General features: G+C 65.7%; 15 protein-coding genes. 12 read left to right on the forward strand and 3 right to left on the reverse strand.

Annotation, left to right across the window (positions count from 1 at the left end; all coding sequences use genetic code 11):
• Nucleotide 1: 1 nt before the first annotated feature.
• From ccoN to fnrL, 3 genes are all read right to left on the reverse strand, one after another.
• Entirely contained in the window at nucleotides 2-1,600 is a 1,599-nt protein-coding gene (gene ccoN, locus DJ029_RS02005; protein WP_112320648.1) for a cytochrome-c oxidase, cbb3-type subunit I, read from the reverse strand.
• 196 nt (nucleotides 1,601-1,796) lie between these two features.
• Entirely contained in the window at nucleotides 1,797-2,213 is a 417-nt protein-coding gene (locus DJ029_RS02010; RefSeq protein ID WP_157966232.1) for a hypothetical protein, read from the reverse strand.
• Between the two features lie 96 nt (nucleotides 2,214-2,309).
• Nucleotides 2,310-3,074: a transcriptional regulator FnrL gene (gene fnrL, locus DJ029_RS02015; RefSeq protein ID WP_112321307.1), complete on the reverse strand. Its 765-nt coding sequence runs from the start codon at nucleotides 3,072-3,074 to the stop codon at nucleotides 2,310-2,312.
• A gap of 52 nt (nucleotides 3,075-3,126) precedes the next feature.
• Between fnrL and hemN the strand changes: the two genes are divergently transcribed.
• The 12 genes from hemN to DJ029_RS02075 all read left to right on the forward strand — a co-directional run bounded on the left by hemN (nucleotide 3,127) and on the right by DJ029_RS02075 (nucleotide 18,013).
• Nucleotides 3,127-4,485, forward strand: coding sequence for an oxygen-independent coproporphyrinogen III oxidase (hemN, locus tag DJ029_RS02020; protein ID WP_112320650.1), 1,359 nt, complete (start codon nucleotides 3,127-3,129; stop codon nucleotides 4,483-4,485).
• A 90-nt stretch (nucleotides 4,486-4,575) separates the two neighbouring features.
• Nucleotides 4,576-5,769: a glycine C-acetyltransferase gene (locus DJ029_RS02025; RefSeq protein ID WP_112320651.1), complete on the forward strand. Its 1,194-nt coding sequence runs from the start codon at nucleotides 4,576-4,578 to the stop codon at nucleotides 5,767-5,769.
• A gap of 24 nt (nucleotides 5,770-5,793) precedes the next feature.
• Nucleotides 5,794-6,822: an L-threonine 3-dehydrogenase gene (gene tdh / locus DJ029_RS02030; RefSeq protein WP_198671053.1), complete on the forward strand. Its 1,029-nt coding sequence runs from the start codon at nucleotides 5,794-5,796 to the stop codon at nucleotides 6,820-6,822.
• Nucleotides 6,823-6,921: 99 nt separating this feature from the next.
• On the forward strand, nucleotides 6,922-8,505 hold the full coding sequence (locus DJ029_RS02035; protein WP_112320653.1) for an ABC transporter substrate-binding protein: 1,584 nt from the start codon (nucleotides 6,922-6,924) through the stop codon (nucleotides 8,503-8,505).
• 285 nt (nucleotides 8,506-8,790) lie between these two features.
• Complete coding sequence (locus DJ029_RS02040) at nucleotides 8,791-10,341, forward strand: PAS domain-containing sensor histidine kinase (RefSeq protein ID WP_112320654.1); 1,551 nt, start codon at nucleotides 8,791-8,793, stop codon at nucleotides 10,339-10,341.
• A gap of 127 nt (nucleotides 10,342-10,468) precedes the next feature.
• On the forward strand, nucleotides 10,469-12,031 hold the full coding sequence (locus DJ029_RS02045; RefSeq protein WP_112320655.1) for an ABC transporter substrate-binding protein: 1,563 nt from the start codon (nucleotides 10,469-10,471) through the stop codon (nucleotides 12,029-12,031).
• A 181-nt stretch (nucleotides 12,032-12,212) separates the two neighbouring features.
• A complete protein-coding gene (locus DJ029_RS02050) occupies nucleotides 12,213-12,902 on the forward strand; it encodes a hypothetical protein (RefSeq protein ID WP_157966233.1) in 690 nt (229 codons plus the stop codon).
• 39 nt (nucleotides 12,903-12,941) lie between these two features.
• Nucleotides 12,942-13,925 (forward strand): ABC transporter permease, encoded by a 984-nt coding sequence (locus DJ029_RS02055; RefSeq protein ID WP_112320657.1) that lies wholly within the window; start codon nucleotides 12,942-12,944, stop codon nucleotides 13,923-13,925.
• 11 nt (nucleotides 13,926-13,936) lie between these two features.
• Complete coding sequence (locus DJ029_RS02060; RefSeq protein WP_232822934.1) at nucleotides 13,937-14,872, forward strand: ABC transporter permease; 936 nt, start codon at nucleotides 13,937-13,939, stop codon at nucleotides 14,870-14,872.
• Between the two features lie 6 nt (nucleotides 14,873-14,878).
• A complete protein-coding gene (locus DJ029_RS02065) occupies nucleotides 14,879-15,844 on the forward strand; it encodes an ABC transporter ATP-binding protein (protein WP_112320659.1) in 966 nt (321 codons plus the stop codon).
• Nucleotides 15,841-16,809, forward strand: coding sequence for an ABC transporter ATP-binding protein (locus DJ029_RS02070; RefSeq protein ID WP_112320660.1), 969 nt, complete (start codon nucleotides 15,841-15,843; stop codon nucleotides 16,807-16,809). Before DJ029_RS02065 ends, DJ029_RS02070 begins: the two co-directional genes overlap by 4 nt.
• A 28-nt stretch (nucleotides 16,810-16,837) precedes the next feature.
• Nucleotides 16,838-18,013, forward strand: a complete 1,176-nt coding sequence (locus tag DJ029_RS02075; protein ID WP_112320661.1) for a phytanoyl-CoA dioxygenase family protein — start codon at nucleotides 16,838-16,840, stop codon at nucleotides 18,011-18,013.
• Nucleotides 18,014-18,046: the final 33 nt, after the last annotated feature.

Raw genomic sequence — 18,046 nt, forward strand, 5'->3', positions numbered from 1 at the left:
CTTATTCGGCCGGAACGGCGGCTGCGTCGGAGGCGGGCTCACCCGCCCCCCGCGCCGTCATCCAGAGGTTGTAGACCATGATCAGCGCTCCGACGAGGTACATGACCCCACCCAGACCCCGGACCACATACATCGGCAGCTTGGCGTCCACGGTGTCGGCGAAGCTGTTGACCAGGAAGCCCTGGGCGTCGACCTCGCGCCACATCAGGCCTTCCATGATGCCCGTGACCCACATCGACGCGGCGTAGAGCACGATGCCGATGGTGGCGAGCCAGAAGTGCCAGCTGACAAGACCCAGCGAGTACAGCGCCTTGCGGTTCCACAGACGCGGCACCAGGAAGTAGAGCGCGCCGAAGGTGATCATGCCGTTCCAGCCAAGGGCGCCGGAATGCACGTGGCCGATCGTCCAGTCGGTGTAGTGGCTCAGCGAGTTGACGGCCTTGATCGACATCATCGGCCCCTCGAAGGTGGCCATGCCGTAGAAGCCGACGGACACCACCATCATGCGTAGCACCGGATCGGTGCGCAGCTTGTCCCAGGCCCCCGACAGCGTCATCAGCCCGTTGATCATGCCGCCCCAGCTGGGCATCCACAGCATGATGGAGAACACCATCCCCAGCGTCTGCGCCCAGTCGGGCAGCGCGGTGTAGTGCAGGTGGTGCGGACCGGCCCAGATGTAGAGGAAGATTAGCGACCAGAAGTGGATGATCGACAGCTTGTAGGAATAGACCGGGCGCTCGGCCTGTTTGGGCACGAAGTAGTACATCATGCCCAGGAACCCTGCGGTCAGGAAGAAGCCCACCGCGTTGTGCCCGTACCACCACTGCGTCAGCGCATCCTGCACGCCGGCGAAGACCTGAACGGATTTCGACCCGAAGATGCTGACCGGCACGCTCAGGTTGTTGACGATATGCAGCATCGCCACGGTAATGATGAAGCTCAGCAGGAACCAGTTCGCCACGTAGATGTGGGGCTCTTTCCGCTTCAGGATCGTGCCGAGGAACACCGCCAGGTAAGCGACCCAGACCAGCGTCAGCCAGATGTCCACGTACCACTCAGGCTCGGCGTATTCCTTGGACTGGGTGGCGCCGAGGACGTAGCCGGTGGCGGCCAGCACGATGAACAGCTGGTAGCCCCAGAACACGAACCAGGCCAGGTTGCCGCCCCACAGCCGCGCCGCGCAGGTGCGCTGCACGATGTAGAAGGACGTACAGATCAGCGCGTTGCCCCCGAAGGCGAAGATCACCGCCGAGGTATGCAGCGGGCGCAGCCGCCCGAATGTCGTCCAGGGCAGGTCCAGGTTCAGTGCCGGAAACGCTAGCTGGAATGCGATATAGGTTCCCGCCAGGAAGCCGACGACCCCCCAGAAGGTGGTCGCGATGACCCCGGCCTTGATCACATCGTCCATGTATCCGGTGGGCGTCACCGCCACCGGCTGCGGCTCGCCCACGCCGCGCAGAATCCAGATGAACATCCCCGCACTGATCGCCATGATCAGCAGCGCGTGCACCTGGTAGGCAAAATCATGGGCGAAGTTCGCGGCTATCGCTGCAAACAGCGTTATCAAGCCGAGCGTAACCAGCTTCAGAATTGCGGTCATCGTGTTGTCCCTCATCTACCGCTTCACGCACAACGATTCCGCGCGCGAACGGAGTTTTTCCTTCAGTGTCGCTTTTGGAGGAGCAGCCTGCAACCGGCCTTGATGTGGATCAAGTCCCGACCTGCCCGGCCCCGACCGAGGCGCAGCGGTTCCGCGCGCCCCGGGCCTGCCCGGAAAAGTCGGGAAAAGCCCGGCCTCAGTAGCCCCAACTTTCCTGTATGTACATGCTGTGGGGCATCAGGAAGACATGCACCGCCAGCCAGCCCAGCGACAGCGCCTTGGCGGGCAGCACCATCCAGGCGCGCGCACTTGCCAGGGCGAATCCCAGGACGAACAGCGCCTGGTCGGCGATGATGCGGTTGCTCCAATGCTCTACCCCGTCGAACCAGCGGGTGATCGCCGGCGTTCCGATCAGCCCGAGCTCCAGGTAGATTTCAAGGAACTCCCAACCGGCCGAGAGCATCAGGCAGATGAGCAGTGGGCTTTGCCGCGCCGGGCCGGGAAAGCGCATGATCCAGCGCACCAGCAGCACGATTCCCGCCCCCGACAGGAAATGCGTGATGCTCCACAGATCGAAGATCGCGGTGGACTTGTGACCGAAAAGTTCAACCACCCCGGCCACCGGGGGCTGAATCCGCTTTACTGACACCCTTGGCGCAAGTGACTGTCTTGCACGGGGCGCGCGGCGTCCGCCAGGGCAATGCAGGTCTCAGTAGTCTGCACCGCCGTCGCTGTCGTCGCCCGCCTCATCCAGCAGGCGCGCATAGTCGGGCACGATGACGTGGCGCTTGCCCTCCAGCGAGATCACCCCGGACTTGCGCAGCGCGGTGATCTGGCGCGAGACGGTCTCGATCGTCAGGCCAAGGTAGTCCGCCATCGCTTCACGCGTGATGGGCAGGTCGAACCGCATGGAGAGGGTCTCGCCCGCCTTCGGGTTCAGGATCGTTTCCCGCCGGGCCAGGATGGCCAGAAGGCTGGCGATCTTTTCGCGCGCCGTCTTGCGCCCGAGCAGCAGCATCCAGTCGCGCGCGGCGTCCAGCTCGTCCAGTGTCATTTCCAGCAGGCGGCGGCTGACCGAGGGGCTGGACTTCAGCAGGTTCTCGAACGGGGCGCGCTCGAAACGGCACAGGGTGACCTTGCTGACCGCCGTAACGTCGTAGTTCGCGAATCCGCGCCCGGGGCGGCCCAGGAAGTCAGACGGCAGCAGCAGACCCACCATCTGGCGGCGGCCATCTTCCATCGTGCGGCTGATCGAGGCGACGCCGGTCACGACGGAGGCGACGAATTGCAGCGGATCGCCGGCCCAGATGATCGGCTCGCCCGATTCGAAAGTCTTGTACGACTTCATCTTCTCGAGCATGGCCAGCTCTTCGCGCTCGCAATGCGCGCAAACCGCTCGGTGGCGGATCGGGCAGCTTTCGCAGCTCGAATTCACATTTGAGTAGGGTCTTGTCACGGGGACAGAGGGGCGCATGCGCTTGATCCAGATCAACGAAAATAAGTCAAAATCCCCTCACCCTAACGCAATGGAACGCATGCGACAACTTGAGCGGACGGGGCTATTTGACGCCATGGTGCCGCGATACACCAGCTACCCCACCGCACCGCACTTTCGCGATGACGACGGGCTTGGCTCCCTTGGAACCTGGGCAGGCGAACTGGACGCCGACGCGGACATCTCGCTGTACCTGCACATCCCCTTCTGTGAGCGGCTGTGCTGGTTCTGCGCCTGCCGCACGCAAGGCGTCCGCTCGCCCGAGCCGGTGGCACGCTACCTCGATGTGCTGAAGCAGGAGGCGGCCAGCGTCGCCGCCGCCCTGCCGCAGGGCCCGAAGGTGCGCCGCATCCACTGGGGCGGCGGTACGCCGACTATCCTGACGCCGGAACAGATCACCGATCTTGCGGGCACCCTGCGCGACGCCTTTCCCATCGCCGACAGCTTCGAATTCTCGGTCGAGATCGACCCGACGCTGGTCAACCGCCAGAAAATCGAGGCCCTCGCCGCCGCCGGCATGCGCCGCGCGAGCATCGGCATCCAGGACTTCGACCCCGGCATCCAAAAGGCCATCGGGCGGCAGCAAAGCTATGAACAGACCCGCGAGGTGGTCGACATGCTGCGCGATGCGGGTATCACCAGCCTGAACACCGACATCGTCTACGGCCTGCCGCACCAGACACTCGAAGGAATCCGCCGCTCGACCGAACAGGTGCTGACTCTGGCCCCGGACCGGGTGGCGCTGTTCGGCTATGCGCATGTGCCCTGGATGGCCAAGCGCCAGCGGATGATCGATTCGGACGCGCTGCCCGACACCCGCGCGCGGCTGGACCTGCTGGAACAGACCGAGGCGCAGTTCGCCGACGCGGGTTTTGTCGCCCTTGGCATCGACCATTTCGCCCTTCCGGGGGATTCGCTGGCCACCGCCGCCGCCCAAGGGCGGATGCGGCGTAACTTCCAGGGCTATACCGATGACAGCTGTGCCGCGCTGATCGGGCTCGGGGCGTCGTCCATCTCGCGCTTTCCGGGGGGATACCTGCAGAACGCACCTGGCACCGCGGCCTACGCGGGGCGGATCCTGGGCGGTGGGTTCGCTACCTCGCGCGGGTATCGCTTCACGCTTGAAGATCGCGTCCGCGCCGACCTGATCGAGCGGTTCCTCTGCGACCTAAGCTTCGACTACTCCGCGCTGGAAGCAAGCTACGGCACCTTCGCCGAGATCGTGCGCCCGGACATCGACCGTGCGCTCAACCGCTTCCCCGGTTGGCTGAACTGGATCAACGGCTCGCTCTGCCTGGCCGAAGGGGGCAAACCCCTGGCCCGGCTGGTGGCGGCGGAATTCGACAGCTTCCTGAAACAGGGCGGCGCGCGCCACTCCCGCGCGATCTGAGAGGGAGGGGCCTCGCCCCTTGCGCGACAGCACGCCAGCGGTCATCGTTGGCCTGCACGCCCCGGACCTCAGCAGATCGCAGGAACCACCATGCCCGCCCATCGCCTGACCGAGGATTTGACCCAGCGCCTGTCGTCCCTGCGCGACGACGGGCTCTACAAGGAAGAGCGGGTGATGACCTCGCCCCAGGGGGGCACTGTCACGCTGGAAGGCGGCGGGCAGGTGATCAACCTCTGCGCCAACAACTACCTCGGCCTGTCCGACCACCCCGCGCTGGTCGACGCGGCGCGCGACGCGCTGACCCGCTATGGCTACGGCATGTCCTCGGTCCGGTTCATCTGCGGCACGCAGGAGGATCACCGCGCGCTGGAAACGCGCCTGTCCGGCTGGCTGGGGGTGGAGGACACGATCCTCTATGCCTCCTGCTTCGATGCGAACACGGGGCTGTTCGAGACGATCCTGGATGAAAACGACGCGATCATCTCGGACGCGCTGAACCACGCCTCGATCATCGACGGGGTGCGCCTGTGCAAGGCGCGCCGCCTGCGTTACGCCAATTCGGACATGGGTGAGCTGGAGGACCAGCTCAAGGCGTCGCAGGACTGCCGTTACAGGCTGATCGCCACCGACGGCGTGTTCTCCATGGACGGCTATATCGCGAAGCTGCCGGAAATCTGCGACCTGGCCGAGAAATACGACGCCATGGTCATGGTGGACGACAGCCACGCCGTGGGCTTCCTTGGCGACGGCGGGCGCGGCACGCCGGAGCTTTGCGGCGTGATGGACCGGGTGGACATACTGACCGGCACACTGGGCAAGGCGCTTGGCGGGGCGTCGGGGGGCTATACCGCGGGGCCGCGCGCGGTGGTGGACTGGCTGCGCCAACGCTCCCGCCCGTACCTGTTTTCCAACGCGCTGGCCCCGGTGATCGCCCAGACCACGCTGACCGCGCTGGACCTGATCGAGAACGGCAGCGACCTGCGCGCGCGCCTGATGCGCAACACCGCGCATTTCCGCACCCGGATGAGCGATCTGGGGTTCGAGATCCTGCCAGGCAACCACCCCATCGCGCCGGTCATGCTGCGCGATCCGCAGCTTGCCCAGGACATGGCCGCGCGGCTGGCGGAGAGGGGCGTCTTCGTCACCGCCTTTTCCTTCCCCGTGGTGCCGCGCGGGCAGGACCGCATCCGCACCCAGATGTCCGCCGCCCATGACACCGACACGCTGGAGCGCGCCATCGACAGCTTCGCCCAAGTCGGGCGCGACCTTGGCCTGATTTCCTGAAGGACCGACCCGATGCAGAACACGATGCGCGCGCTCGTCAAATCCCGCCCCGAGGAAGGCCTGTGGATGGAGGACGTCCCCGTCCCCGAACCCGGCCCGGACGAGGTGCTGATCAAGATCCGCAAGACTGCGATCTGCGGCACAGACGTGCACATCTGGGCCTGGGACGACTGGTCCGCCGCCACGGTCCCGCTGGGGCTGGTCGTGGGCCATGAATTCGTGGGCGAGATCGCCGACACCGGCGCCGCCGCCACGCGCTATCCCAAGGGGCTGCGCGTCTCGGGCGAGGGGCACATCGTCTGCGGCACCTGCCGTAACTGCCGCGCCGGGCGCGGGCATCTCTGCCGCAACACCAAGGGCGTGGGCGTGCACCGCGACGGCGCCTTCGCGGAATACCTGTGCCTGCCCGAGGCCAACGTCGTGCCCGTGCCCGACGACATTCCGGACGAAATCGCGGCCATCTTCGACCCGCTCGGCAACGCCGTGCATACCGCGCTCAGCTTCGACCTGGTGGGCGAGGACGTGCTGGTGACCGGCGCGGGGCCGATCGGGATCATGGGCGCGCTGGTGGCCAAACGGGCCGGGGCGCGCAAGGTCGTCATCACCGACCTGAACGACAACCGCCTCGCCATGGCGCGCTCCATGGGCATCACCGACACGCTGAACCCCGCGAAAGAGGACCTGCGCGAACTGATGCAGCGTATCGGCATGACCGAGGGCTTCGACGTCGGGCTTGAAATGTCAGGCGCGGCCCCCGCCTTCCGCTCGATGGTGGAGGTGATGAACAACGGCGGCAAGATCGCGCTGCTCGGGATCGCGCCGACGGCGTTCGAGATCGACTGGAACCAGGTCATCTTCAAGATGCTGACGATCAAGGGCATCTACGGGCGCGAGATGTTCGAGACCTGGTACAAGATGATCGGCCTCGTCCAGGCGGGGCTGGACCTGACGCCGCTGATCACCCATCGCCTGCCGGCGGCGGATTTCGCGCAGGGCTTCGCCGCGATCCGCGCGGGAGAGGCGTCCAAGGTCGTGCTGGACTGGCAGCGGTGAGCCGCCACCTTCCGTAGGGTCCACACGGTTTTGAGTTGCACCATGCGGATGGAACGCTAGGCTGCCCGGTCAGTAGAACCAACAAGGAGACCCCTGGATATGAAACATGTTTCTGTCCTGTTGGCGGCAACGTCCGCACTGGCGATGATCGGGGCCAGCGCCTCGGCCGAGACGCTGCGCTGGGCGCGGGCCGGCGATTCGCTGACGCTCGACCCGCACGCCCAGAACGAAGGGCCGACGCATGCGCTCGCCCACCAGATCATGGAACCGCTGGTGATCCGCGACATGACGGGCAAGATCGTGCCCGCGCTGGCCACCGACTGGAACCCCTCGGAAGAGGACCCGAACGTCTGGGTCTTCAACCTGCGTGAGGGCGTGACCTTCCACGACGGCGCCACCTTCGACAGCGAAGACGTGGTCTTCTCCTTCAACCGGGCGATGACGCCGGACAGCGACATGAAGGAACTGATCGCCTCGATCACCGAAGTGCGCGCGGACGGCCCCTACAAGATCGAGATCGTGACAGACGGGCCGAACCCGATCATGCCCTCGAACCTGACCAACCTGTTCATCATGGACAAGGACTGGGCCGAGGCGAACAACGCCGTGAAGGTGCAGGACTACGAAGGGGGCGAGGATACCTTCGCCGCCAAGAACGCCAACGGCACCGGCCCCTTCAAGCTGGTCAGCCGCGAGCCTGACGTGCGCACCGTGCTGGCCGCGAACGAGAACTACTGGGGCAAGGACGAATTCCCCATGGAAGTGACCGAGGTGATCTACACCCCGATCCAGAACGCCGCGACCCGCGTCGCAGCCCTTCTGTCGGGCGAGGTGGACTTCATCCAGGACGTTCCCGTGCAGGATATCGAGCGGGTGAACAGCACCGCCGGGCTGCAGGTCATCAAGGCGCCGCAGAACCGCGTCATCTTCTTCGGGCTGAACACCTCGGAAGAGGATCTCGACACCGACAACGTGGACGGCGTGAACCCCATGTCCGACGTGCGCGTGCGCCGCGCCATGAACATGGCGATCAACCGCGAAGCCATCCAGAAGGTGGTGATGCGCGACCAGTCGATTCCCGCCGGCGTCATCATGCCGCCGTTCGTGAACGGCTGGACCGAGGAACTGGACCAGGTCCCGGCAACCGACGTCGAGGCCGCGAAGGCCTTGCTCGCCGAAGCCGGCTACGGCGACGGCTTCTCGCTGACGCTGAACTGCCCGAACGATCGCTACATCAACGATGAGCCGATCTGCCAGGCCGTCGTCGGGATGCTGGGCCAGATCGGCATCCAGGTGAACCTGGAAGCCCTGCCCAAGGCGCAGCACTTCCCGCTGCTCAGCAACCTGGAGACGGACTTCTACATGCTCGGCTGGGGCGTTCCGACCTATGACTCCGAGTATATCTTCAACTTCCTGGTCCACACCCGGGGCGAGAAGTACGGCTCCTGGAACGCCACGGGGTATTCCAACCCCGAGCTTGACGAAAAGATCGTCTCGCTCGCCTCGGAAACGGACCTGGACGCGCGCAACGCGACCATCGCCGAGATCTGGGCCCAGGTCCAGGAAGACCAGATCTACCTGCCGATCCACCACCAGGTGCTGAACTGGGGCATGACCGACATGGTGGAAACCGTTGTCGATCCCGAGGATGTCCCGAAGTTCAAGTACTTCACCCTCAACTGATCGTCTGGCACACGAAGGGAAAGGCCCCGGCGCGATCCGGGGCCTTTCCTGTTTCCGACCCCGAAACACCCCGGATCGGCGGCACCAGACAGGAAAGCCCTTGGAATCCCCGGTCGGGCGGGTGAAGTACACTCACCCCGGAACCGCCGTCATACCGCAGTTGATTTTCCTTTTTTTCGACACAAAATTGAACATATTTGAACGGAATGCCCAATAATAAACGATCGCAAGTATTTCCGGTGTCGCGTTTGAGCCCCGAGGGGAAAAGCCATTACGAGTAATTTGTTGGACTACTGGAACCACGAGGGCGGGGATCCGTTCGACGTATTCTTCCTTTCTGCCCCGATCATGATGCAGTCCCTCGACGCGGACGGCACCATCGAACGTGTCTCGCGTTTCTGGGCCGATACGCTCGGGTATGACCCGTCGGAGATGGAGGGCAAGAACGTCACCAGGTTCATCAGCCGCGCCTCGCGGATACACGCGGACGACCTGAGCAACGCGCAGTATTTTCGCCGTGGCCGGCTTTATAACGCCGAATACGAGTTCCTGCGCAAGGACGGCTCCGTCCTGTCGGTACTGATGTCGGCGGTGGCGCAACACAAGCCGGACGGCAGCTTCCTGCGCTCGCTCGCGGTACTGTTCGACAATTCCGAGGCCAAGCGGGCGACGGCGCTGCTGAACCAGAAACAGCGGACCGAGGCGCTGGGCCGGCTGGTCACCGGCGTCGCGCATGATTTCAGCAACGTCCTGTCGGTGATCCAGGGCAGCCTGGAGCTGCTGGAGGAAGACCCGGACCGCGCGGATCGCGACAGCCGCATCCATGACGCCAGGATGATGGCGGAACGGGGCGCGGAGCTGACCGATCAGCTGCGCACCTTCGGACGCCAGGCGAACCTGAGCCCGCGCACCATGGACCTGAACGCGCATCTCGTCAGTTCCACCCAAATGCTGCGGCGCTTCATGCCCGAAGCGATCGAGTTCGAGGCGGTGATCAGCAGCGGCATCTGGCCGGTCAAGCTGGACATGCAACAGCTCGACATCGCCTTGCTGAACCTGGTCGGCAACGCCATCGACGCGATGCACGGGCGCGGCAAGATCACCGTGGAGACTGCCAATATCGAACTGACGCCACAGAACATAGGCTCGACCATGTTCGACATCCCGGCGGGGCGCTACGTGATGCTTGCCGTCTCGGATACCGGCGACGGCATCGCACCGGAAGACATGGAGCGGGTGTTCGATCCCTTCTTCACCACCAAGACGCCGGGTAACGGCTCCGGCATGGGGCTGTCGATGGTGCAGGGGTTCGTCAAACAGTCCCGCGGGACGGTCAACCTGTTCTCGGAACTGGGGTTCGGCACGACGATCCGCATGTATTTCCCCGCCGTCGGCGGCGTGCGCCGCGAGGATTCCTGGCATGACGACCCGGCCCTGTCCGAGCGGGCGCCAGCCGATGCCGTGGGCGAGGACATCCTCGTCGTCGAGGATGAGGAAGGCGTGCGCAAGGTGCTGGTCGCGCAACTGCGCAGCAAGGGCTACAGCGTGACCGAGGCGGCGAACGGCGATATCGCCCTGTCCCTGCTTTCTGCCGGGTATCGCCCGCGCGTGATGCTGTCGGACAAGGTGATGCCGGGCCTGTTGCAGGGCCCCGAACTGGCCGCGCGCGCGAAAGAGCTGGCCCCTGGCATCAAGGTCGTCCTGATGTCCGGCTACATCGGGGACGACGGGCCCATGATCCACCCGGCGGATGACAGCGTGGACGTGCACCTGGCCAAGCCGGTGCCGCGCTCCATCCTTCTGAACGCGATCCAGCGGCTCATGAAGCCGACCTGAGCGCGCCGCCGGGGCCCGTGCCCGGCGGCGATCAATTTTTCGGATGCGAACTGGCATTCATGGCGCTGCCGCCTATGATCGGGGTTATCCGCCGAAAAGATGCGGCCGCCCAACACGGAGAAGCCCCATGCGCCTACCCGCCATCGCTGCGACACTCGCCCTGCTCGCCACCTCCGCCCCGGCGGAAACATTCCGATGGGCCGGCACCACCGACCCGCAGACCATGGACCCGCACGCGGTGAACACCGCCGCCGTCCTCGGATTTCTCAACAACGTCTACGAGGGACTCTTGCGCCTTGACAAGGACCTGAACGCCGAAGGCGCGCTGGCCACCAGCTGGGAACCGCTCGGCACCGATGGCTGGCGCTTCCACCTGCGTGAGGGCGTGACCTTCCACGACGGCGCAGCGTTCACCGCCGAGGATGTGCTCTTCTCCTACGAGCGCGCCAGTTCGGAAACCGCCGACACCGCAAGCTGGTTCGCCCCGGTGAGCGAGGTGCGCGTGGTCGACGAATACACCATCGACTTCATGATGCGCGCCCCGAACCCGCTGTTCCCGGTATCCATCGCCAACTTCATGATCCTCGACAAGGACTGGGCCGAGCAGAACAACGCCGCCCGCCCCGCCAAGGACGCCGAGAATTTCGCAACGCTCAACGTAAACGGCACCGGCGCCTTCCGGCTGGAGGAACGCCAGCCCGGCCTGAAAACAGTTCTCGTCCCGTTCGAGGGCTGGTGGGACGAGGCGATGCACAACATCACCCGCGCCGAGTTCACGCCGATCCAGAACCCCGCCACCGCCGTGGCTGCCCTGCTGTCGGGCGAGGTGGACATGATCAACCCCGTACCGATCCAGGACGCCGCCCGCGTGAACGAGCGTGACGGCGTGCAGGTCATCGACGGCGTGGAAAGCCGGGTCATCATGCTCGGCTTCCCGCACCAGGCGGAAACGCTGAAGTACGGCGGGGACGCAGGCGAGCCGAACCCGTTCCGCGACGCGCGCGTGCGCGCCGCCGTGGCCCATGCGATCAACGTCGAGGCGATCACCACAACCCTGTTCCGTGGCGCGGCGAAGCCGGTCAGCCAGCTGGTCACCCCGGCGATGCGCGGCTATTCCGAAACCCACGCCGAGCGCCCCGCCTTCGACCCTGAGGCGGCAAAAGCCCTGCTGGCCGAGGCCGGCTACCCGAACGGCTTCTCCTTCGGGCTGAAATGCCCGAACGATCGTTACATCAACGACGCCGCCGTCTGCCAGGCAATCACGGGGATGCTGGCGCAGGTCGGCATCGACGCGCAGCTCGACGCGATGCCGGTGGCCAACTACTGGCCGGAACTGCGCGCCGACAATTTCGACATGTTCCTGCTCGGCTGGTCGCCCGGCGGCGCTTTCGACGCAGAACACCCGGTGCGCTTCCTCGCCTCCACCCCGAACGAGGAAAAGCGCCTGGGAAGCTGGAACTTCGGCGACTATTCCAACGCCCGCGTGGACGAACTGCTGCCCCTGATCCAGTCCGAGATCGACGAGGACGCCCGCCAGGCCATGCTGGACGAGGTGGCCGGCATCCTGCAGGACGAACACGCCTACGTGCCGCTCTACGTGCAGCCGCTGGTCTGGGGCGCGCGGGACAATATCGAGCTGACCCAGCGCCCCGACAACTTCTTCATCCTGCGCTGGGTCACGGTGAACTGAACGGCGCGCCGAGCGGCGAGCTGATCGCCACCGCGACGTCGCGAACCGGGCAGCGGGCCACCCGCTGCCCTTTTTCGTGCCATTGCCCGGCCGGAAGCGGCGATGCTTCGGTAAACCAAGTGACTTTACCCCCGATTGACGGCAGACTGCCCCCTCTTCGGGGACAGGCGCGGACGGCGCGATGCGAAACAAGGACACAGGTGGGGCGCGGATGACCGGAACGGGCTTGGCGCTGCGCGTCGCCCTGGTGATCGCCGTGATCCTCGGCGTGAACCTGATTTTCGGCGCGGCGCTGCGCATCCTGGAGTTGGAGCTTCACCCCGAGGACCTGGCGAAGATCCAGCGCGGGGTCTGGGTCTCGCTGCTGATCTACGCGCTGGTGCTGGCCATTCCCTTCGTGCCGGGCGTGGAGCTTGGCATCGCGATGCTGTCGATGTTCGGGGCCAGCGTCGCGCCCTATGTCTATCTTTCCACCGTCGGAGGGCTGACGCTGAGCTTCCTCGTGGGGCGGCTGATCCCCCTGCGCCTTCTGGCGCGCGGGGCGCTGGCGTTGCGCATGAAACGCGCCGCCGGCCTGCTGGCGAGGCTGGAAACGCTGGACCGGAAGGACCGGCTGGGCATGTTGCTGGAACGCGCCCCGGCGGGCTGGGCGGAATGGATGATCCGCAACCGCTACCTGGCGCTGGCGATCCTGTTCAACCTGCCGGGCACCGCGCTGATCGGCGGCGGCGGGGGAATCGCGCTGGTGGCGGGGCTGAGCCGCCTGTTCCATCCCGCCGGCTATCTGTTGGTAGTTTGCCTTTCCGTGTCCCCCGTGCCGCTTCTGGTCTATCTTTTCGGGGTGGAAAACATTCTACCTGCCGCGCCGTAAGCCCCTTGCCCTGAACCGCAAAGCCGTTAATGGTGAGACATGCTCGCCTATATCATTCAACGTGTTGTGCAGTCCGTCGTAGTCCTGCTGTTGGTTGGCCTCGTCGCGTTTTCGATGTTCCGTTTCGTGGGCGATCCGATCGACAACATGCTCGGCCAGGAACGCACCGGCGCCGACATTGAACGGCTGCGCGGGCAACTCGGCCTCGACCAGCCGTTTCCCGTTCAATACTACAAGTTCCTCGAAGGCGCCGTGCAGGGCAACTTCGGCGTCAGCTACCGCCAGGGCCGCCCGGTGTCCGAAATCATCGCCGAGCGCGCGCCCGCCACGCTGGAACTCGCCGCCGTTTCCGGCGTGCTGGCCATCGCCTTCGGCATCGCGCTTGGCGTGTTCACCGCGATCCGGCGCAACGGCATCGCGTCGCATGTGATCATGGCGACCTCGCTGATCGGGGTTTCGCTGCCGACCTTCCTGATCGGGATATTGCTCATATACCTCTTCGCGGTGGAGCTTGGCTGGCTGCCCAGTTTCGGGCGCGGAGAGGTGGTGGACCTTGGCTGGTGGACCACCGGCTTCCTAACCGCCAGCGGGCTGAAGGCACTGATCCTGCCCGCGATCACGCTGGGCTTGTACCAGATGACGCTGATCATGCGGCTCGTGCGCTCCGAAATGCTTGAGGTGCTGCGCCAGGACTACATCCGTTTCGCCCGCGCGCGGGGCCTGCGGGACCGCTCGGTCTATTTCCGCCATGCGCTGAAGAACACGATGGTGCCGGTCATCACCGTCGTGGGCCTGCAACTGGGCGCGATCATCGCCTTCGCGATCATCACGGAAACCGTGTTCCAGTGGCCCGGCGTCGGCCTGCTGTTCATCAACGCGATCCAGTTCGTGGATATCCCGGTGATGGCGGCCTACCTGATGCTGATCTCGGTCATGTTCGTCGGGATCAACCTGATCGTTGACCTGCTTTACTACTTCATCGACCCGCGCCTGCGCGTGGACAGGGGGGCAGCGGCAAAATGAGCGATTTTCCCATGGAAAAGACCCCCAACCCCCCCAGCGCCCTTGCGCGCTTTGCCGATGGCGACTTCTTTTACACCTTCAAACGCTCACCCGTGGCGGTGGTGTCCTTCGTGGTGGTGGCGCTTCTGGTGCTGGCCGCGGTTTTTGCGCCGCTGATCGCGCCCTACGATCCGTTCAACCCCGCCTCGCTGAACCTGATGAACGGCTTTTCCGAGCCAATGGTGCCCAACGCCTTCACGGGCGAGACTTTCTGGCTGGGCACGGACGACCAGGGGCGGGACGTGTTCTCGACCATCCTCTACGGTTTGCGCATCTCGCTTTTCGTGGGCTTCGCGGCGGTGATGTTCGCGCTTGTGCTCGGCGTCACGCTGGGGCTGATCGCGGGCTATATCGGGGGCTGGGTCGAAACGCTGATCATGCGCGTGGCGGATGTGCAGCTGACCTTCCCCTCGATCCTTGTGGCGATGCTGATCTTCGGCGTGGCCAAGGGCTTCACGCCCCCGGAATACCGCGACGACGTGGCGATCTGGGTGCTGATCTTCGCCATCGGCCTGTCGGACTGGGTGCAGTTCGCCCGCGTGGTACGCGGCGCGACGCTGGTGGAAAAGTCCAAGGACTACGTGCAGGCCGCGCGGCTGATCGGGCGCTCGCCCGGATCCATCATGCTGCGCCACATCCTGCCCAACGTGCTGGGCCCGGTGCTGGTGATCGCCACGATTTCGCTGGCGCTGGCCATCATCGCCGAAGCCACACTCAGCTTCCTTGGCGTCGGCGCGCCGCCCACGCAGCCCAGCCTTGGCACGCTTATCCGCATCGGGCAGGGCTTCCTGTTCTCGGGCGAGTGGTGGATCCTGTTGTTCCCGGCGGTCACGCTGCTGACGCTCGCGCTCAGCGTGAACCTGCTGGGCGACTGGCTGCGCGACGCGCTGAACCCCAAGCTGCGCTGAGGGCCGATGACCGACACACTTCTTACCGTTGACGACCTTTGCGTCGAAATCCCCACCCGCCGGGGCATCCTGAAACCCGTCGATCACGTCTCTCTGACCATAGCGCGGGGCGAAATCCTTGGCGTGGTGGGCGAATCCGGCGCGGGCAAGTCGATGACCGGCAACGCCGTGATCGGCCTGCTGGACCCGCCGGCCCATATCTCGGGCGGGCAGATCCACCTGAACGGGCGGCGGATCGACAATCTAAGCCGGGACAAGATGCGCCGCGTGCGGGGCAAGGAAATCGGCATGGTCTTCCAGGATCCGCTGACCTCGCTCAACCCGCTGCTGCCCATCGGCGACCAGCTGACCGAAACCATCACCGAGCACCTGGGCGTCACCCAGGCCGAGGCACGCAAACGCGCCATCGCCGCGCTGGAGGAGGTGGGCATCCCCGCCGCCAAAAGCCGGATCGACAGTTACCCGCACGAGTTTTCCGGCGGCATGCGCCAGCGCGTCGTCATCGCGCTCGCGCTCTGCGCGGAACCCGACCTGGTGATCGCGGACGAACCCACAACGGCGCTGGACGTCTCGGTCCAGGCGCAGATCATCAGCCTGCTGAAACGCCTCTGCCGGGAACGCGGCACCGGGGTGATGCTGGTCACCCACGACATGGGCGTGATCGCCGAAGCCTCCGACCGGGTGGCGGTGATGTACGCAGGCCGCCTGGCCGAAATCGGGCCGGTACGCCAGGTGCTGACCGAACCGCAACACCCCTATACCGCGGGGCTGATGGGCTCGACCCCCGGCGCCTCGCTCGGGCGCAAGCGGCTGAACCAGATCCCCGGCACCATGCCCGGCCTGTCCGCCGTCCCCGATGGCTGCGCCTACAACCCGCGCTGCCCGCGGGCCGAGGCGAAGTGCCGGGCCGAACCGCGCCCGCCGATGACAAACGGCGCCGCCTGCTGGTTCCCCGGGGAGGTGAAGATATGAGCGTCATCGTCAGGATCACCGGGCTGACCCGGATTTTCGACGTCTCCAAACCCTGGCTCAACCGCCTGCTGGAACGCCGCCCCAAAGCCTTCCTGAAGGCCGTCTCCGATGTCTCGCTGGAGATCGAGGAACGCTCCGTCTACGCGCTGGTGGGCGAAAGCGGCTCGGGCAAATCGACCATCGGCAACATGGTGGTCGGCCTGCTCGCCCCCTCGGAAGGATCGGTGGAGATCAACGGGGTCGACCTCTACCGCGAAAAGGACGAGGCGAAGGTCGACAAGGTCCGTTCCGACATCCAGATGATCTTCCAGTCCCCCTATGCCTCGCTGAACCCGCGCTGGAAGGTGCGCAACATCATCGCGGAACCCGTCGCCGCGCGCGGCGGGGACACGAAGGGGCTGGCGGAAAAGCTGCTGGAACAGGTGGGCCTGTCCCCGGCGGACGCGGACAAGTTCCCGCATGAATTCTCCGGCGGGCAGCGCCAGCGCATCTGCATCGCGCGCGCGCTGGCGTCGAACCCCAAGCTGATTGTCTGCGACGAGCCGACAAGCGCGCTGGACGTGTCCGTGCAGGCGCAGGTGCTGAACCTGATGAGCGACCTGCAAGAGGACCTTGGCCTCACCTATCTGTTCATCACCCACGATCTGACCGTGGTGCAGCACATGGCCGATACCGTCGGCGTGCTCTACCTTGGCCGCCTGGTAGAGGAAGCCCCCCGCGACGAGCTGTTCGAAAAGCCGCGCCACCCCTACACGCAGATGCTGTTCGAAGCCGCCCCCCGCATCGACGCCTTCGGGCGCGAGGTGGACCCCCCCAAGGGCGAGATCCCGGACCCGATCAACCCGCCCTCGGGCTGCGCCTTCCACCCCCGCTGCCCCTTCGCGATCGACCGCTGCAAGACCGAGCGCCCCGAGATGCGCAAACTTGGCAAAGCCCGCGTTGCCTGCCACGTCGCCGAGGCATAGGCTCCCCTGAACAACAGGGGGGATCGGCATGACCGAACACGACATCATCGCATCGCGCACCGCCGAGGTCTGGTATGAACAGGACGCTGGCGACCTTGCCGCCTTCAAGGCGCTGACCGCGCGCACCACCGATCCCGCCGACTGGCCCTTCGCGGAGCGGGTGGAATCAAACATCCCCGTCTATGACGGCCCCGCCGTGCACGCCGCCGCGCAGGGCACCGCGCGCAACGCGCTGATGGCCGAATGGGCGGAAGTGTTCCGCGCCGGTCCCGGCATCATCGTGATCAAGGGCGCAATCGACCCCGCCATCGTCGCCAAGGCCACGGATCTGTTCGACCAGCTGATCGCGCATGAAAAGGCGGAAAACCTGGGCGGCGGCGATCATTTCGCAAAGCCAGGCGCTAATGACCGGGTGTGGAACGCCGCGCAGAAGCACTGCCTGGCCGATCCGGCGGGCTTCGCCGCCTACTACGGCGGCCCGGTGATCGACCTGGCCGCCCGCGCGTGGCTGGGCGACGGTTACCAGGTGACGGCTCAGGTCAATCGCGTGAACCCCGGCGGCGCGGCGCAGACGGCGCACAGGGATTACCACCTCGGCTTCATGTCGCAGGAGCGCGCCACCGCCTTTCCCGCCCATGTGCACGCCCTGTCCCCCGCGCTAACGCTGCAAGGCGCGGTGGCCCATTGCGACATGCCGGTCGAGAGCGGCCCGACCATGCTGCTGCCCTGGTCCCAGCTTCAGCCGGAGGGCTACATCGCCTTCAACCGCCCGGACTTCCAGAAGGTCTTTGCCGAGCGTCACGTGCAGATGCCGCTGGAAACCGGGGACGCGCTGTTCTTCAACCCCGCCGTAATGCACGGCGCGGGCACCAACCGCACCAGCGACGTGCGGCGCATGGCGAACCTGCTCCAGATCGGCTCGGCCTTCGGGCGCTCGATCGAGGCGGTGGACCGCTCGGCCATGGTGCGCGCGCTCTACCCCGTCCTGCGCGCGGGCGGGTTCGACGCCACCACACGCGCCTGCACCATCGCCGCCGCGGCGGAAGGCTACGCCTATCCCACCAACCTGGACATCGACCCACCCGTCGGCGGCCTTGCCCCGCGCACCCAGGCGGAACTGCTTGCGGCAAGTCTGGATGCGAACGACAGTCCCGAGAGGTTCGGCGAGATTATCGACGCCTACGACTCCCGCCGCATCCCCTGAGTGCAAAGCCGCGCATCGCCGGCGCGCGCGGAG

The organism is Oceanibium sediminis (assembly GCF_003265325.1).
In the GTDB taxonomy this organism is placed as follows: domain Bacteria; phylum Pseudomonadota; class Alphaproteobacteria; order Rhodobacterales; family Rhodobacteraceae; genus Halovulum; species Halovulum sediminis.

Coding starts and splice junctions, on each gene's coding strand:
- DJ029_RS02035 (WP_112320653.1), top strand. CDS start 6,922: ATGAAACATGTTTCTGTCCTGTTGGCGGCAACGTCCGCACTGGCGATG.
- DJ029_RS02075 (WP_112320661.1), top strand. CDS start 16,838: ATGACCGAACACGACATCATCGCATCGCGCACCGCCGAGGTCTGGTAT.
- DJ029_RS02055 (WP_112320657.1), top strand. CDS start 12,942: ATGCTCGCCTATATCATTCAACGTGTTGTGCAGTCCGTCGTAGTCCTG.
- DJ029_RS02025 (WP_112320651.1), top strand. CDS start 4,576: ATGCCCGCCCATCGCCTGACCGAGGATTTGACCCAGCGCCTGTCGTCC.
- DJ029_RS02065 (WP_112320659.1), top strand. CDS start 14,879: ATGACCGACACACTTCTTACCGTTGACGACCTTTGCGTCGAAATCCCC.
- DJ029_RS02060 (WP_232822934.1), top strand. CDS start 13,937: ATGGAAAAGACCCCCAACCCCCCCAGCGCCCTTGCGCGCTTTGCCGAT.
- DJ029_RS02050 (WP_157966233.1), top strand. CDS start 12,213: ATGCGAAACAAGGACACAGGTGGGGCGCGGATGACCGGAACGGGCTTG.
- ccoN (WP_112320648.1), bottom strand. CDS start 1,600: ATGACCGCAATTCTGAAGCTGGTTACGCTCGGCTTGATAACGCTGTTT.
- hemN (WP_112320650.1), top strand. CDS start 3,127: ATGGAACGCATGCGACAACTTGAGCGGACGGGGCTATTTGACGCCATG.
- DJ029_RS02045 (WP_112320655.1), top strand. CDS start 10,469: ATGCGCCTACCCGCCATCGCTGCGACACTCGCCCTGCTCGCCACCTCC.
- DJ029_RS02070 (WP_112320660.1), top strand. CDS start 15,841: ATGAGCGTCATCGTCAGGATCACCGGGCTGACCCGGATTTTCGACGTC.
- fnrL (WP_112321307.1), bottom strand. CDS start 3,074: ATGCGCCCCTCTGTCCCCGTGACAAGACCCTACTCAAATGTGAATTCG.
- tdh (WP_198671053.1), top strand. CDS start 5,794: ATGCGCGCGCTCGTCAAATCCCGCCCCGAGGAAGGCCTGTGGATGGAG.